General features: G+C 65.5%; 18 protein-coding genes. 10 read left to right on the forward strand and 8 right to left on the reverse strand.

Annotated elements, in window-relative coordinates:
* Positions 1-12 precede the first annotated feature (12 nt).
* The 3 genes from CH262_RS01030 to CH262_RS01040 all read left to right on the forward strand — a co-directional run bounded on the left by CH262_RS01030 (position 13) and on the right by CH262_RS01040 (position 2,526).
* Positions 13-684: a rhomboid-like protein gene (locus CH262_RS01030; protein ID WP_032372952.1), complete on the forward strand. Its 672-nt coding sequence runs from the start codon at positions 13-15 to the stop codon at positions 682-684.
* Between the two features lie 111 nt (positions 685-795).
* Entirely contained in the window at positions 796-1,695 is a 900-nt protein-coding gene (gene sepH, locus CH262_RS01035) for a septation protein SepH (RefSeq protein WP_032372953.1), read from the forward strand.
* Between the two features lie 123 nt (positions 1,696-1,818).
* Positions 1,819-2,526, forward strand: coding sequence for a DUF6928 family protein (locus CH262_RS01040; protein WP_441344378.1), 708 nt, complete (start codon positions 1,819-1,821; stop codon positions 2,524-2,526).
* Between the two features lie 97 nt (positions 2,527-2,623).
* On the opposite strand, the gene CH262_RS01045 is transcribed toward CH262_RS01040, so the two are convergent.
* Positions 2,624-2,887 carry a DUF2537 domain-containing protein gene (locus CH262_RS01045; RefSeq protein ID WP_032381663.1) on the reverse strand — a complete coding sequence of 88 codons (264 nt, stop codon included), beginning with the start codon at positions 2,885-2,887 and terminating at the stop codon, positions 2,624-2,626.
* Positions 2,884-3,687 carry a TrmH family RNA methyltransferase gene (locus CH262_RS01050; protein WP_027495915.1) on the reverse strand — a complete coding sequence of 268 codons (804 nt, stop codon included), beginning with the start codon at positions 3,685-3,687 and terminating at the stop codon, positions 2,884-2,886. The genes CH262_RS01045 and CH262_RS01050 overlap by 4 nt, the downstream gene beginning before the upstream one ends.
* Before the next feature lie 75 nt (positions 3,688-3,762).
* Between CH262_RS01050 and CH262_RS01055 the strand changes: the two genes are divergently transcribed.
* Complete coding sequence (locus CH262_RS01055; protein WP_094716695.1) at positions 3,763-4,962, forward strand: GNAT family N-acetyltransferase; 1,200 nt, start codon at positions 3,763-3,765, stop codon at positions 4,960-4,962.
* A 4-nt stretch (positions 4,963-4,966) separates the two neighbouring features.
* Here the strand turns inward: CH262_RS01055 and CH262_RS01060 are convergent, their stop codons facing one another.
* Genes CH262_RS01060 through CH262_RS01070 form a run of 3 tightly spaced genes read right to left on the reverse strand, consistent with a single transcriptional unit; the run spans position 4,967 to position 7,305 of the window.
* Positions 4,967-5,614 (reverse strand): response regulator transcription factor, encoded by a 648-nt coding sequence (locus CH262_RS01060; RefSeq protein WP_032365885.1) that lies wholly within the window; start codon positions 5,612-5,614, stop codon positions 4,967-4,969.
* Between the two features lie 21 nt (positions 5,615-5,635).
* Entirely contained in the window at positions 5,636-6,754 is a 1,119-nt protein-coding gene (locus CH262_RS01065; RefSeq protein WP_094716696.1) for a sensor histidine kinase, read from the reverse strand.
* Positions 6,751-7,305, reverse strand: coding sequence for a CcdC protein domain-containing protein (locus CH262_RS01070; protein ID WP_027495911.1), 555 nt, complete (start codon positions 7,303-7,305; stop codon positions 6,751-6,753). Before CH262_RS01070 ends, CH262_RS01065 begins: the two co-directional genes overlap by 4 nt.
* 167 nt (positions 7,306-7,472) lie before the next feature.
* Between CH262_RS01070 and CH262_RS01075 the strand changes: the two genes are divergently transcribed.
* The 5 genes from CH262_RS01075 to CH262_RS01095 are packed head-to-tail and all read left to right on the forward strand — an operon-like array spanning position 7,473 to position 11,192.
* Entirely contained in the window at positions 7,473-7,700 is a 228-nt protein-coding gene (locus tag CH262_RS01075; protein ID WP_027495910.1) for a hypothetical protein, read from the forward strand.
* Positions 7,697-8,647: an ABC transporter ATP-binding protein gene (locus tag CH262_RS01080; protein ID WP_032365883.1), complete on the forward strand. Its 951-nt coding sequence runs from the start codon at positions 7,697-7,699 to the stop codon at positions 8,645-8,647. Before CH262_RS01075 ends, CH262_RS01080 begins: the two co-directional genes overlap by 4 nt.
* Positions 8,644-9,417 (forward strand): ABC transporter permease, encoded by a 774-nt coding sequence (locus CH262_RS01085; protein ID WP_032385741.1) that lies wholly within the window; start codon positions 8,644-8,646, stop codon positions 9,415-9,417. Before CH262_RS01080 ends, CH262_RS01085 begins: the two co-directional genes overlap by 4 nt.
* 36 nt (positions 9,418-9,453) lie before the next feature.
* Positions 9,454-10,590 (forward strand): sensor histidine kinase, encoded by a 1,137-nt coding sequence (locus CH262_RS01090; protein WP_094716697.1) that lies wholly within the window; start codon positions 9,454-9,456, stop codon positions 10,588-10,590.
* Positions 10,587-11,192: a response regulator transcription factor gene (locus CH262_RS01095; protein ID WP_032385742.1), complete on the forward strand. Its 606-nt coding sequence runs from the start codon at positions 10,587-10,589 to the stop codon at positions 11,190-11,192. The genes CH262_RS01090 and CH262_RS01095 overlap by 4 nt, the downstream gene beginning before the upstream one ends.
* Positions 11,193-11,198: 6 nt before the next feature.
* Here CH262_RS01095 and CH262_RS01100 read toward each other — a convergent pair whose 3' ends face one another.
* Genes CH262_RS01100 through CH262_RS01110 form a run of 3 tightly spaced genes read right to left on the reverse strand, consistent with a single transcriptional unit; the run spans position 11,199 to position 14,460 of the window.
* Complete coding sequence (locus CH262_RS01100; protein WP_032365881.1) at positions 11,199-12,470, reverse strand: MFS transporter; 1,272 nt, start codon at positions 12,468-12,470, stop codon at positions 11,199-11,201.
* A gap of 57 nt (positions 12,471-12,527) precedes the next feature.
* Positions 12,528-12,956 (reverse strand): MarR family winged helix-turn-helix transcriptional regulator, encoded by a 429-nt coding sequence (locus CH262_RS01105; protein ID WP_027495905.1) that lies wholly within the window; start codon positions 12,954-12,956, stop codon positions 12,528-12,530.
* 52 nt (positions 12,957-13,008) lie between these two features.
* Positions 13,009-14,460 (reverse strand): NCS2 family permease, encoded by a 1,452-nt coding sequence (locus tag CH262_RS01110; protein ID WP_027495904.1) that lies wholly within the window; start codon positions 14,458-14,460, stop codon positions 13,009-13,011.
* Positions 14,461-14,519: 59 nt separating this feature from the next.
* Here CH262_RS01110 and CH262_RS01115 point away from each other — a divergent pair, with 59 nt between their 5' ends.
* On the forward strand, positions 14,520-14,759 hold the full coding sequence (locus tag CH262_RS01115; RefSeq protein WP_027495903.1) for a DUF2530 domain-containing protein: 240 nt from the start codon (positions 14,520-14,522) through the stop codon (positions 14,757-14,759).
* Positions 14,760-14,853: the final 94 nt, after the last annotated feature.

The raw sequence follows: 14,853 nt of genomic DNA on the forward strand, positions 1-14,853 counted from the left end.
GGGAGCGTTCGTATGTCCAGGCTCCTGTCCGTCGTTCTACGACTGCGGGTGACTCTCGCGTTCTGCCTGCTCACAGCCGCAGGAACCGTCACTCTCGGGCAGATCGGGCCGCACGATCGTTGGCATGTGCTGCACGCCGCGAGCACCAACCTGCATAATCTCACGGACGGTCATCTCGCCACGCTCGTCACCAGCGCCTTCCTCACCGAAGGCCGGCCCGATTGGTGGTGGCTCGCCTCGGTCGCCATCCTGTTCGCCGTCGCCGAGTGGGTCTCGGGGTGGCGCCGGTTTCTGCTCACGTTCTCCGCCGGGCACATCGGCGCGACGGCACTGGTGGCTGTCGGGTTGTTCGTCGGCATCCACGTCGACTGGTTTGCCGACTCGTTGGCCGTAGCCGTCGACGTCGGGGTCAGTTATGCCGCAGCTGCGGTGGCGGGGTCCTTGATTCGATACCTGACGATGCCGTGGCGCGCAGTGTGGGGCGCATTGTGGATCGCCGTTGTCGCCGCCGGAGCCATCACCGATCCCTCGTTCACCGCTGCCGGCCACGCACTGGCGCTGATCATCGGGCTCGGACTCGGCGTATTCTTTCTTCGTCGAGATTCAATGCCGTTGTCGCGCAATCGAATCGACTCGACTTCGGCCGATCGGGTGCAACCGAGCGCGCAGCTGTCTACTCTCTGAGAAAGAAACCGACGCCACCGCCGCGAGGCGTGTCGGACACCCGCCGAATACGGTAGGTGAACTAGGCTCGAATTCGACGGTATCGCGAGCCGGCGCGATGAGGAGGTCAAGGTGCGAGACTTACGTGTGGTGGGTCTCGAGGCCGACGGAAAGTTCGTCGTGTGCGCAGATCCCAAAACCGGCGACAGATTCCGGCTTCCAGCCGACGACAAACTCCGCGCAGCCTCACGCGGAGACATCGCTCGACTAGGACAGATTGAGATCGAAATGGACAGTTTGCTCCGGCCGAAGGAAATCCAGGCCCGTATCCGCAGCGGCGCGACCATCGAACAGGTCGCCGCAGATTCCGGAATGGCCATCAGCCGAGTCGAGGTGTTCGCGCACCCCGTACTGCTCGAGCGTTCGCAGGCAGCGTCGATGGCCCAGGCCGGACATCCGCTGCGGCACGACGGCCCGGCTGTGCAGACCCTGCTCGACATCGTCACCCTCGCCTTCCGCGCTCGCGGACACAACCTCGACGACGCGGCCTGGGACGCCTGGCGCGACGAGGACAACAAGTGGGTCGCCCAGCTGAAGTGGCAGGCAGGGCGCACCACGAACAAAGCGCACTGGCAGTTCTTGCCCGACGGTCACGGCGGCACCATCGCTCCACTCGACGACACCGCACGCGAACTGATCGACCCGGACTTCGGACGTCAACTTCGCGGCCTGGCCCCGGTACGTGCACTTGCCTCCGCCGAGGACTCCGACGACGAGACCTCGCAGCAGAGTTTCGACGAGTACTACGGCACCACCGCCGACAGCGAGATCGACGCCGAGACCATCGACGTCGAGGTGGACGATGCGCCGACTCCCGAGCCCGAGCAGCCGCGCGAACCTGTGGCGAGGGAGCCCAGGCCCGCACCCAAGCCTGCCGCCGGTCACACCAGCGGCAAGGACAAGCGCGGCAAGCCGGCCATGCCATCGTGGGAAGACGTCCTGCTCGGTGTGCGCAGCAGCGGTCACAACTGAGTTATTCGTGTGACCGATGTGCCGCGCGATGTCGGAGTGTCGACACCCACACCGTAGGCTTCGATGGAAGTCACGGAGAGAGAGGTGCCGGTAGTGGGGGCCAAAGCATCAACGATCTGGTACGTGGACGCACCGGATCCCATATCGGTACTGCGAGAAGCCACCACCTCCGACTGGAACGCCGCCAGTGCGCTCGTCGGACGGCTCTACCCCCATCTCACGGCCGTCCCTCTCGAGCAGGGTCCCATCTCGACCTCGGCGGGTGTGGACGACGATCACGTGTTCATCGGGTGCTACCCCGGCGTCACCGTCGTCTGCGGATCCAACTTGTCGGTGCCCACGCCGTCGACCCTTCCCGAATCCGTCACCCGCCCACTGGCCTCCGAGCACACCTACCTCGTCGCCTCGGACCCCGAGCATGCCTGGGGTGCGTTCGCCTACTGGGAGCGCGGTGAATTCCGACGCTCGTTCAGCGCCACCCCCGTCTACATCTACGAGGACGTGGGGCTGCCTCTGGTGTGGGAGCGTCCGTTCTGGGCCGGTGACCACCCGCTGATCTATCCGCCCGGAGTGATGCCGGATCCGCAGTCACTGCCGTTCCACCCCCAGGAATTCGCCGAAGCCGCCAACGCCGAATGGCTCGGCTTCCGCTACACCGGTGCCCCGAAGCCCGGCGAGCTCGACCCCAATGCGCTGCCTGTCTGCGGTTTCACCATGTACGTGCCGGGGCAGGAGCCGCGGCCCCAGAACGTGCCGGTCCAGAATGCGCCCGCAGCGGACTCGGCCGAGCCCGCACCGCGACCGAAGAAGCGCTGGTTCTCCCGCAAATAGTGGCTCGGGTGGGCACCGTTGCACACAACGACCGGCAATCGACGGGATTCCGCCGATCTTCGCCGGTAGTGCGCACCCCGTCCCGGGCCGGGCCGGCTCAGAACGCCAGAGCCGCCAGTGCCACGAAACTCAGAAGCGCACCGGCGCTCGCTCCGTACACGGCCCAACGCCATACCGGAACGCCGAACCACCGCATTACCGTCGGGGCTGCGCCTGCCACGACGACGAGGTTGAGGCCGATCGCGAGCAGCGGATGAACTCTGGCCAGTTCCAGGCCGAACGCCGTCAGCGCCACCGCGACGAGGATCGCCGAGATCACGGCAACCGGGACACCGGTCCAGCGAACGTCCGGATCCTTCACGTCAGACGCACCCGTTCGTAGAAGCCCATCGCCGCGGCCGTCGCGACATTGAGTGAATCGGTACCGGGCGCCATCGGAATACGAGCGCGAATGTCGGTGGCGCGCATGGCGTGTTCGGTCAGACCCGGCCCCTCGGCACCGAGCAGCAACGCGACCTTCTCCCCCGTCATCGCCGTCGCCAGAGACACCGCCTCCGGGTTCGGCGTCAGCGAGATCAGCTGAAAACCGTGCCGCCGCACCCGATCGAGGCCCCGCGGCCACTCGGGCACCTTCGCGAACGGCACTCGGAGCACATGCCCCATCGACACCCGGACAGACCGTCGGTACAGGGGATCGGCGCAAGCGGCCCCGAACAACACCGCGTCCACCCCGAGACCGGCCGCATTGCGGAACATCGACCCGAGATTCTCGTGATCGTTGACGCCTTCCAGAATCGCCACCGTGCTCGCGCCGGCCAATACGTCGTCCAGATCGAGGGCCGGCGGCCTGTTCGCCGCCGCCAACACACCACGGTTGAGGTGGAAGCCGACGACCTCGGCCATCACCTCGGCCGACGTCCGATAGAACGGAACGTCCGAATCGGCGAGGTCCTCGCGCAACGCGTCGAGCCGTCGATCCACGCCGAGCAGGCTGATCATCGGAAAACGCGAGCTCAGCAGGCGCTGCGCGACGAGCACGCCCTCCGCGATCACCAACCCTTTGCCCTCGGGCAGATCGGGGCGCCTGTCCGAGGAGTTGAGGTCGCGGAAGTCGTCGAGCCGCGGGTCGAGGGGATCGTCGATGTCGATTACATGCACCACCTGCTCATCTTCTCACCCGGCATTTCTGGCAGTCCCTCGGCGAAGCACCACCCCGGTATGGAAAAGTTGTGAGTGATGACTACCGACGAATCGATCACCATCCGTACCGCCACCGACGACGACTGGGATGCCGTCGCGCTGCTCGACGCCCATGCTTTCGGCGAGCACCAGAACGCCGAGGACCTGGCCGAGACGCAGATCCTGACGAAGTCCGAGCACGTCTACCTGGCGTGGGACGGCGAGACCCCGGTCGGTGTGGCCATGCACTTCCCGATGTCGGTGACCGTTCCCGGCGGAGCTCAGGTCGAGGCATCGGGAGTGTCCTGGGTGTCCGTCGCGCCGACACATCGCCGACGCGGCATCCTGCGATCGATGTTCACCCAGCAGCACCGCGCTCTGAACGACGCGGGTGCGCCGCTGTCACTGCTGACGGCCAGCGAGGCGACGATCTACGGGCGCTTCGGGTACGGGCCGGTGACCGAGGAGATCAGCGTCTCGATCGACCGTCGATTCGCGCAGTTCCGCAAGGACGCTCCCCCGGCGACGGGTGTGCGGCTGATCGAATCGGCCGAGGCCACCGAACTGCTCCCGGACATCTACCACCGGTGGCAGCAGCAGACCGCAGGCGCGCAGCCCAAGCCGCCGATTCGGTGGGAACGATTCTTCGCCGATCGCGAGAACCGACGCGGCGGACTGACCGCACTGTTCTTCATCGCCCATCCCGACGGCTACGTCGCCTACCGACGCGGACGCAACCCGAGCCGGGTCGTGGTGGAGGAATTCATCGCGGTGACCGACGACGCCTACGCCGCGCTGTGGCAGATCCTCGTCGGCGTGGACCTGGTAGACACCATCGAGGTACGGCAGGCACGCGACGAGGCACTGCCGTTCCTGCTGACCAACAACCGGCTGCCGAAGGTCACCGCTCACCACGACGCTCTGTGGGCCCGGATCATGCATGTCGAGGCTGCCCTCGAGGCGCGCACCTATGCCCTCGACACATCACTGATCATCGCCGTCCGGGATCCCTTCCTCGACGCAGGCGGTACCTATTCGCTGACCGTCACGAACGGCAGAGCCACCTGCACGCGGGTGGAATCCGAGCCGGACATCGAACTCGACATCGATGTGCTCGCCAGCATCTACTTCGGAACGCACCGTGCCCGATTGTTCGCCGCGGCCAATCGCCTCACCGCCCGCAACGAAGAATCCCTGCACGCACTCGATCTGACGTTCGGAACAGCGCGTCCCGCCGTCATGGGTTGGGGTTTCTGAGCGACTACCCTGCCAGCCCGTGCGTGAAGGCGAAGTGCACGGCCTGAGCCCGGTCACGTAGTTGCGCCTTGGCGAACAGATGGTTGATGTGTGTCTTGACCGTCGCCTCGCTGACGAACATCTGCTGCGCGATCTCGCGGTTCGACAAACCGGCCGCGATCGCGCGTAGGACCTCGACCTCACGCGGGGTCAAACCAGCTGGGATCTCGGGCGGACGGGAGTGCTCGACGGCTCCGAGCAGCCGCGCCTGTACCTCCGGATTCAGTACGGACTGCCCGGCTGCCGCCGCCCGCAATGCCGCCGCTATCTCGACCCGTCCGGCGTCCTTGGTGAGATATCCGCGTGCGCCCGCACCGAGTGCATCGAGTATCGAGCGTTCGTCGGAGAAGGTCGTCAACACCACCACGGGTAGATCGGGGAAGAGCCCCTTCAGGATTCGGGTCGCCTCTATCCCATCGGTGCCCGGCATCCGCAGGTCCATCAGCACGACATCGAGGGATTCGGTACTCATCGCGGCCTGCACTGCGGCGACCGCGCTGTCGCCGTCCGTCGCGGTCGACACGACGGTGATGTCGTCGATCAGATCGAGCATCGTCGCCAGCGCCTCACGCACCGACGCCTGATCGTCGGCGATCACTATCCGAATGCTCATACCCTCACCTTCGTGTCGTCTTCAGTGTGGTTGCGGCACAGCAACTGTGGCACGGACCGTCCAACCCCGCCCGTCCTGACCCGCCGCGATCGACCCGCCGACCAGTGCGGCGCGCTCGCGCATGCCGACCAATCCCATTCCGGTACTGTCGACCGGTTTCGGCGGCGACGGAGCCGGGCCGTTGGTCACGGAGAGCTCCACTTGTTCTGCCGCGAAGCGAAGCACTACGTCGACTGCCGCTCCGGGAGCATGAGTACGGGCATTGGTCAGCGCCTCCTTCGCGCACCGAACCAGGAACTGTGACTGCGGCGTATCGAGATCGACAGCCTCGCCCTCGATCCGGAAGTTCCCGTCCGCGTCCACCAAAGCGGCCATCGTCGGCACCAGGGGCAGCACGTCCTGACGCAAAGTCTGCACGGCCCTGCGGGTTTCGGTGAGGCCCTCGCGAACGAGGCTCTGCGCCTTGCTCACCGCGGCTCTGGCCTCGTCGGCACGACCGGCGTCGAGCAACGCGTCGGCGACTTCGAGCTGCATGTTGACCCCGGACAGCGAATGCGCGAGAACGTCGTGGATGTCGCGTGCGATACGGGCCCGCTCGGCCAGGGCATGCTCGCGCAATTCGGCGTCGGTGGCGCGCCGGGCATTGCGCAGTGCGTCCAGACGACTGCGTCGTGAATACCCGATCAGTACCGGCCACCCGGCGAAAAGACCGGCGGCCCATGGCCACCCGTCGACACCGTGGTGATCGGCGATCCACAGCGCGCACGCGCACGCCACGCTGAGCGACACCGCATACGGAAACGCAATCGACGGCTTGAACCGCCACCCGGCATGTCCGGCGAACAGGAACGGAAACGCTGCTGCGACCCCGGTTCCGCCCAGAGGAAGAATCGCGGCGGAGGCGACCAGTGCGATGCCGGCCCCGGCGAGCGAGAGCCGGAGACCGGTCGACCGTCGCGACACCGTCGAGGCCGCCAGTACGAGACTGTTGACGACGAGCAGCGTGAGCACGAGCGGATCGTGCAGATCCGACGTCGCGAACGCCGCCACGACGACGACGGCCGTGACATACGGCCGACTCGACAGCCGGAAGCTGTCGAGTGCGGGTAACCGTACGTCCGGCGTGGGTGCCGACGTCACCGAATCTTCGCCCGTCCTTCGCGAACCCGACTGTGCATGTCGGCCAGCGTAGGCGACAACGTGTGGTTGCCGGACTTGTCGGCTCGCCACACGATGGTGGCCTCGGAATGCATGGCTCGGTAGAGCACCACGACCGACTCGGCGAGGAATCCGACCCCCACGGCCAACATGGTGGCCTGCCCGGCGACCGACGCTGCTGCCGGATCCACGACATTCTCCACCGGCACGAGGAGGAGGCGCACCGCGATCGCGGCCACCCACAGGCCGACCGACGCCAACGAGTAACGCATCCATGCCGCTCCGTCCCGCTCGGCGATCCGGACGGTGTAGCCGCGGACCACCCCGAACACGGCTCCGACGACACAGCCGAGGAGCAAGAACCCGATCGCCGTGGCCGAGAGCGCCGTCGAATTCAGTGACGCCAGTCCGGCGACGGCGAGGATCGCCGGAAGCACCAGCATGCGCCGAGCTTCCATGAGCTGGCCGGTCATGCGCCGCACCAGCAGGTATCCGACCAGAAGGACTACGAGAGCAATCGTTGCAATGTTCATGGCAGCAACGCTACGAAGATCGCGGTGGGGGCACATCGACCCACGGGTGGAGATCGGGTGGAGACACGCGCGCATGACGTTTGTCATGGCTGGACCGTGACGCTGTCACCTCAGGTCATGATGCGCTGCACTGTTTTCGGGGCTCGACGCGCAGCAGGATCGTAGTCATGAAGCAACCAGACGAAGGAAATCTGTTCACCGATCTGATGGAGCTCGGGCCTGCTCCGACGATGGCGCGTGAGATCGTCGTCATCGTCATCAGCATCGCGATCATCGCCGTGTTGTTCGCGATTGTGGGGCCGTCCGTTCCGGCGTTCGTCGCACTGGGCGTCATCGTGGCCTTCATGGGTGTCCGGTTCGTCATCGGACTGCGCCATTGGGGGACGCAATCATGACCATCATCGACGTCGACGGGATGACGCGCCGGTACGGATCGGGCAAGAACGCCTACGAGGCCGTCCAGGCTCTCGATCTCCATGTCGCGGAGGGTGAGCTGTTCGGCCTACTGGGCACCAACGGTGCGGGCAAGACATCCACTCTCGAAGTGATTCAGGGCCTTTCGCGACCCAGCAAGGGCACGGTGCGGATCATGGGAATGGATCCGGTGGCCGATCGCCGCAAGGTCCGGCCTGCTCTGGGAATCATGCTGCAGAAGGGCGGACTGCCTCAGGATCTGACCACCGCCGAGAGTCTTCGGATGTGGGCCGGCACCTGCAGCCATCCGCTGCCGGTGGCGGAGGTGCTCGGTCGCGTGGACCTGGCCGACCGTGCCGATACGCGGGTCAAATTCCTGTCCGGCGGCGAGCAGCGCAGGCTGGACCTGGCATGCGCGATCATCAGCCGTCCACGCATCTTGTTCCTGGACGAGCCGACCACCGGTCTCGACCCCGAAAGTCGCCGCAACACATGGCGGTTGATCCAGGAGTTGAAGAACTCCGGCGTCACGATCATGTTGACGACGCACTACCTCGACGAGGCCGAATCGCTGTGCGATCGACTCGCGATCATGCACCGCGGCAGAGTCGTTCGGAGCGGCACCGTGGACGAGGTGGTCGCCGACCATCCGGCGAAGATCGAACTGAAGGCCCCTGGAACGGCACTGCCGTCGCTGCCGGGCACATCCATGGACGTCTCGGGAGAGACGGTCTCGATCCAGACGTCCTCGGTTCAGGAGACGCTGACCGATCTACTGATGTGGGCTCGCACCAACGGCGTCACCCTGCACGGCCTGGACGCCCGCGCGGCATCGCTCGAAACCGTGTTCCTCTCCATCGCAGACGAATTCGACAACTCCGATGTGAACGACCCAGCTACCGACAAGACCGAGGTGATGAGCGCATGAGTACGATGACCGCCCTGTCGCGAGCAGAATTCACACTGCTCGGACGCAACCGAGTACTGCTGTTCAATGCGGTCGTCATGCCGTTGATCTTCCCGATCGTGCTGCTGATCGTCGGCAGCCGGTCCGACAACGGATTGACCGATACCGGAGTCGGAGCGGCGCTCGAGATCTTCGCCCTGTTCCTCCTGGTGTTCATGGTCTACTACAACATGCTCTCGATCTACGCCACGCGGCGAGACGAGTTGGTACTCAAGCGACTTCGCACCGGAGAGAGTTCGGACATTCAGATACTGCTCGGCCCGGCGATACCCTCGCTGATCCTCACCGTCACACTGGGCCTGATCGTCGGGGCCGTCGTGCTGGCCTTCGGCGGCCCGGTTCCCACCAACGTCCTGCTCGTTGCTGTTGCCCTCCTCGGCGGCGCTGCACTGTTCGCCGCACTGGCGTTGATCACGTCTGCCTTCACCCGTAATGCGGAAGCAGCGCAGATCACCAGTCTGCCGGTCATTCTGGTCGCGATGGCAGGGTCGTCACTGCTCCGCGGTGTTCTTCCGGATTCGCTGAGCAACGTCATCGACCTAACTCCCATGGCCGCGGTGTCGGACCTGTTGAATCTGGGCTGGTTCGGTACCACCACCCCCGGCGACGCGTCGGTCGGGTTCGCCGCCACCTTCGGCGAGGCCGCCATGCCGGTGGCGGTGATGCTGGCCTGGATTCTCGGCAGCCTGCTGATCGCTCGCACCCACTTCCGCTGGGAACCGCGGTCCTGATCGCACTGTCGTCGTCCGTCTGCAAGGCTGGAGATCATGAAGCTGTACGAGTACCTCAATCCACTGCACGGCTGGAACGACAGCAGTGCAGTGGAGAAGGTACGCGTCTACACCCGCCAATCGTTCCTGCTGATCACCGTCGGTGTCGCCGTCGGCGCGATGCTGACGACGCTTCAGTACGACGACTATCGATCGACGGTGGCGGCAGCGGTGTGTGCCGCCGCCGCTTTCGTGGTCGTTCAGCGCACCCCGGCACTCGGCGGCGAGTCGACGGCCAACCCTCGAATCCCGTTGGCGATCATGGCCGTCGCCGCTGTGGTGCTGGTTGCCGGAGGGACGACGAGCAACGCACTCTGGGCCGCGGTACTCGTCACCACCGCGGTCGCGACCCTGATTCGATTGCGCTGGTCTCTCGCGGCAGCCGTGGCCGCCGCCGCGATTGCCGCGGCCGTGGGAACCCCGGCGCTGGAAACGGTAATACTCGGCCTCTTCATCGCTTTCATGGCCTTCACCGTGCAACTGTCGGCGTGGCTGCTGCGCATCGTGACCGAACTCGACGCCACCCGCGACGCAGCCGCAGCTCTCTCCGTCGCCGAGGAGCGCCTGAGGTTCTCGCGCGATCTGCACGACGTCGTCGGACGCGCGCTCTCGGCCATCGCGGTCAAGAGCGAACTTGCCGCGACGCTGGCCCGTCGGGGTGACGACCGCGCCGCGACGCAGATGGACGAGGTGCGCGCGTTGGCGCAGGAATCGATGACCGACGCCCGAAAGTTGGTGCGCGGCTATCGATCGGTGGATGTCGCAGGCGAACTCGACGGTGCCCGCTCGCTCCTGTCGGCGGCCGGGATATCCACCGAGCTCACCGGCGAGACCTCGGCACTGTCCGAGCGCGCGGCCGAGGCGGCCGCCTGGGTGGTTCGTGAAGGCGTGACGAACATACTGCGTCACTCCGCGGCCACCTATTGCCGAATCGAACTGACCGACAGCAGTATTCGACTGACCAACGACCACCCCGGTGCGCCGAACGGCCGCAACGACGGCACGGGTCTGAGCGGCCTACGGGAACGCTTGGTCGCGGTCGGAGGGGAACTGCGCACGGAGCAGACAACCGAAAAATTCACCCTCATCGCAGTGTTGCCCACATCGCCCCAGAACCCGAGGACCACACCATGATTCGAGTTCTACTGGCCGACGACGAGAACCTCATTCGATCGGCGCTGGCGACCATGCTCGATCTGGAGGACGACATCGAGATCGTCGGACAGGCCGATTCGGGCGAGAAGGCCCTGACGGTTGCCGCGACCCTGGCACCCGATGTGGCAGTGCTGGACCTGCAGATGGGCGGGATCGACGGCATCGAGACGGCGCAGAAAATTGCCGAGACACTGCCCACCTGCGCGTCGATCATCGTCACCAGCCACGGTCGGCCGGGCTACCTGAAGAAGGCGCTCGAGGCCGGCGTGCGCGGGTTCCTCCCCAAGACCACCTCGGCCGCCACCCTGGCCGAGGTGGTGCGCACCGTGCACGGCGGCGGGCGGTACGTCGACCCGACGCTCGCCGCGGAAGCCATCGGGGCCGGGGACTCACCGCTCACACCGCGAGAAGCCGATGTGCTCGAGTTCGCCGCCGACGGCGCATCGATCGCGGAGATCGCGCAGCGCGCGCATCTGTCACCCGGGACCACCCGCAACTATCTGTCTGCGGCGGCCGCGAAACTCGGGGCGGCGAACCGGCACGAGGCCTGCGCACTGGCCCGACGCCACGGGTGGATCTGAGGAGCGTCAGACCTTGGCGGCTGCGGCCACCGTGTCGAGGGTGGGCAGCCGGTGCCCGTCGGCGGGCGGCACCACGGTGATCCGCAAGTTGTTGTGCCGCAGCAGATACACGGCAGCGAAAAGTCCCGTCGCCAATGAGATGACACCGCCGAACAACAGCGGTGCGCGTGGATCGAGGGCGTCGGCGAGCCAGCCGAGCACCGGGCTGCCCAGCGGAGTTCCGCCCAGGAAGCACAGCATGTAGATGCCCATCACGCGGCCGCGCATGTCGGACGGCACCGACATCTGCAGAATGTTCATCGCCGACGTCGTGAACGTCAGCGTCAATGCGCCGGTGGGCACCAACAGCACTGCCACGAGAACGTAATTGGGCATCAATCCCACGAGTAACTCGAACAGACCGAACGCGATGACCGCACCGATGAAGAGCCGCAATCGAGGGGCGGTGGCGCGCCGGGCCGCCAGGGTCGCTCCCGCGAGCGTGCCGACCGCGAGGGTGGTCGACAGCAACCCGTATGCGTCGGCTCCGCTGCCGAACGTGTTGCGCGCCAGCACCGACAGACTCAGCGGAAAATTGAGACCGAACGTCGAGACCATGAACACCGTCGCCAGCAACACTCGTAGGTCTCCCCGCCCCCAGACGTAGCGAAAGCCCTCCCGTACCTGCCCTTTGGCGCGCGGTGCCGGTTCGACACGGAAGAGTTGACCGACGTTCATCGCCAGGAGGGCACCGAACACCGCGGCGAACGACACCGCGTTGATCAGGAACACCCAGCCGGTACCGACGAGGGTGATGAGCACTCCCGACACCGCAGGCCCGACGATCCGCGCCATGTTGAACGTCATCGAGTTCAACGCGATCGCGTTGGACAGAGTTTCCTTGCCTACCATCTCGATGGTGAACGATTGCCGCACCGGCGCGTCGATGGCGGACGAGCAGCCGAGGATGAAGGCGATGACATAGACGTGCCAGAGCTCGACCATGTTGCCGACATCGAGCACACCCAGCACCAGACCGCAGACTGCGGCGAACACCTGGGTGATCATGAGGAGTTTGCGCTTGTCGTACCGGTCTGCGAGTACTCCGCCCCACACCGACAGAAACAGCGTCGGCCCGAATTGCAGGGCCATGACGATGCCGACGGCGAAGCCGTTGCCGCCGGAGAGCGTCAGCACGAGCCAGTCCTGGGCCACCCGCTGCATCCACGTTCCGACCAGCGAGACGATCTGCCCCGACGCCCACAATCGGTAGTTGCGAGTCTTCAGAGCAGCGAACATCGTCGCGCCGGACGTACGTGAAACTGGAGCCACAGGTCAAATAATAAACCTAGGTAACTACTCGGAGTCGCTGACCAATGCGCTGATGATGCTCACCGCATCTCGCAGCGTCGCGAGCTGCTCGGGTCCGAGGCCTGCCAGCTGGGCGGTCATCCACGCCTCGCGAGCACTCGCCTCGTCCGCGATCAGTTCCTTGCCGGCCGCCGACAACGACACGATCACCTGACGGCCATCGGTGGGATGCGGCGTGCGCTCCACCAGACCCAGCTCGGCCAACGACGCGATCACCCGCGTCATCGACGGGGGTTGGACCCGCTCCCGAGCCGCCAACGCGCCAGGCGTCATGTCGCCCTCCCTACTCAGCGTGGCCAGAGCCGACAGCTGAGTGAGCGACACTTGCGAGTCCACTCGCCTACCTCGAAGGTGACGAGTCAACCTCACCACCGCAAGCGACAGGTCGCTTGCCAATTCCCGATTGTCTTTCACACTGTTTCCCGACGTCACAGCGCAGAGAATACGCCCTGGTACCGACCCAGCATCAGGTAACCGCATCCGTGATGGGACCGACTGCGAAAAACGCCACGAACAGCAACGCGACGACCCATAACAGGGGATGTACCGTCTTCGCTCGGCCCGAACCAACGGCGAGCACGACCCACGTGATGAAACCGACGCCGATACCGTTCGCGATGGAGTAAGTGAACGGCATCACCAGGATGGTGAGGAAGGCCGGCAGCGCGTAATCGAAGCGCTTGAAGTCGATGTGGAGAACCTGACCGATCATCAGGGCACCCACCACCACCAGCGCCGGAGCAGCCGCCTCGATGGGCACGACAGCCGTGAGCGGGGTGAAGAACATCGCCAGCAGGAACAGCAGGCCGGTGACGACGTTGGCCAGTCCGGTGCGTGCGCCTTCCGCGATTCCCGAGGCCGACTCGACGAACACCGTGTTCGACGATGCGGACGCGCCGCCGCCCGCAATGGCTCCGGCACCTTCGACGACCAACGCCTTGCCGATGTTGGGCAGCGTGCCGTCCTTGTCGAGATTCGCTTCTTTACCCAGACCCGTCATCGTTCCCATCGCGTCGAAGAAGTTCGCGAGGACGAGCGTGAACACCAACAGACTCGCGGCCAGCACACCGATGCGGGTGAACGCACCGAACAGGTCGACGTTGCCCACCAGCGACAGGTCCGGCGACTGTACGAGAACGCTGGGCAGCTGCGGCACGGACAGGTTCCAGCCCTTGGGGTCGACGCCGTTCGACGGCCCCACGTCGGTGACCGCCTCGATGATGGCCGCCAACACCGTCGTGACCACGATGCCGATCAGCAGACCGCCGCGGACCTTGCGCACCACGAGCACACCCATCAGCAACAACCCGAACACGAAGATTACCGTCGGCCACGACGCGATGGACCCGTCGATGCCGAGGCCGACGGGAACCGTCGTGCCTGCGGCGTCGGGGATCCGGCGTACGAAGCCGGAATCGACCAAGCCGATGAACGCGATGAAGGCACCGATGCCTGCGGCGATCGCAGCCTTCAGTTCGGGCGGAATCGCGTTGAACACCGCCGTCCGGAAGCCGGTGACGGCCAACAGAACGATGATGATGCCGTCGATGACGACCAGGCCCATGGCCTCGGGCCAACTGACCTGAGGAGCGATGGTGACGGCCAGGAGAGTGTTGATGCCGAGGCCGGCCGCGATACCGAAGGGGTAGTTGGCGATGATGCCGAACGCGATGCTCATGAAGCCGGCGACCAGTGCCGTCACGGCGGCAACCTGGGCGACGGGCAGGATGTTGCCGAGCACGTCGGTCTTGGCAGCTGCGTCGTCGGCGGAGAAACTACCGAGGATCAGCGGGTTGAGCACGACGATGTAGGCCATCGCCACGAAAGTGACGACACCGCCGCGAACCTCGGAACCCACAGTCGAGCCGCGCTCGGTGATCTTGAAGTAGTTGTCGAGTAATCGCGACGACATAGGCATGAGTGAAAGATAAAGCACACCGCGAGGGTTGGCGAAATATGGTGGCGTAGCGTGAATTCGTGGCCGACGTCCCGCAGATCCCGCCCCGCCTCACCGATCCGGTGCCGGTGTTGACGATCGGCATCCTCGGTTGGATCGTTGCGCTGGTCGTGTTCACCGCCACCGGCGACCGCAGCGACGACGCGGTGGCGACGTGTTGGTCCGGCATCGCGGTCGGCGCTGTCGGGTTCGCTCTGTTCCTGGCGCAGAGAGCCGCGTCACGACGCGGCAGCAGAACCGCCCAACGCGGCCTCGATTGAGATCAGGATCACGTTAGCCCGATCACGAAAACCGTTCTGACGTGGGCAAACTAACCCCTCAGCCGGTTGAGTAACACAGAGTTAACGTGGAGCA

The sequence above is a fragment of the Rhodococcus sp. 05-2255-1e genome, from assembly GCF_002259025.1.
In the GTDB taxonomy this organism is placed as follows: domain Bacteria; phylum Actinomycetota; class Actinomycetes; order Mycobacteriales; family Mycobacteriaceae; genus Rhodococcoides; species Rhodococcoides fascians.

What these genes read in the sequence shown, in the direction of transcription:
- CH262_RS01030 (WP_032372952.1), top strand. Translation starts at nt 13, where the DNA reads ATGTCCAGGCTCCTGTCCGTCGTTCTACGACTGCGGGTGACTCTCGCG.
- CH262_RS01055 (WP_094716695.1), top strand. Translation starts at nt 3,763, where the DNA reads ATGACTACCGACGAATCGATCACCATCCGTACCGCCACCGACGACGAC.
- CH262_RS01060 (WP_032365885.1), bottom strand. Translation starts at nt 5,614, where the DNA reads ATGAGCATTCGGATAGTGATCGCCGACGATCAGGCGTCGGTGCGTGAG.
- CH262_RS01070 (WP_027495911.1), bottom strand. Translation starts at nt 7,305, where the DNA reads ATGAACATTGCAACGATTGCTCTCGTAGTCCTTCTGGTCGGATACCTG.
- CH262_RS01075 (WP_027495910.1), top strand. Translation starts at nt 7,473, where the DNA reads ATGAAGCAACCAGACGAAGGAAATCTGTTCACCGATCTGATGGAGCTC.
- CH262_RS01080 (WP_032365883.1), top strand. Translation starts at nt 7,697, where the DNA reads ATGACCATCATCGACGTCGACGGGATGACGCGCCGGTACGGATCGGGC.
- CH262_RS01085 (WP_032385741.1), top strand. Translation starts at nt 8,644, where the DNA reads ATGAGTACGATGACCGCCCTGTCGCGAGCAGAATTCACACTGCTCGGA.
- CH262_RS01090 (WP_094716697.1), top strand. Translation starts at nt 9,454, where the DNA reads ATGAAGCTGTACGAGTACCTCAATCCACTGCACGGCTGGAACGACAGC.
- CH262_RS01095 (WP_032385742.1), top strand. Translation starts at nt 10,587, where the DNA reads ATGATTCGAGTTCTACTGGCCGACGACGAGAACCTCATTCGATCGGCG.
- CH262_RS01100 (WP_032365881.1), bottom strand. Translation starts at nt 12,470, where the DNA reads ATGTTCGCTGCTCTGAAGACTCGCAACTACCGATTGTGGGCGTCGGGG.
- CH262_RS01110 (WP_027495904.1), bottom strand. Translation starts at nt 14,460, where the DNA reads ATGCCTATGTCGTCGCGATTACTCGACAACTACTTCAAGATCACCGAG.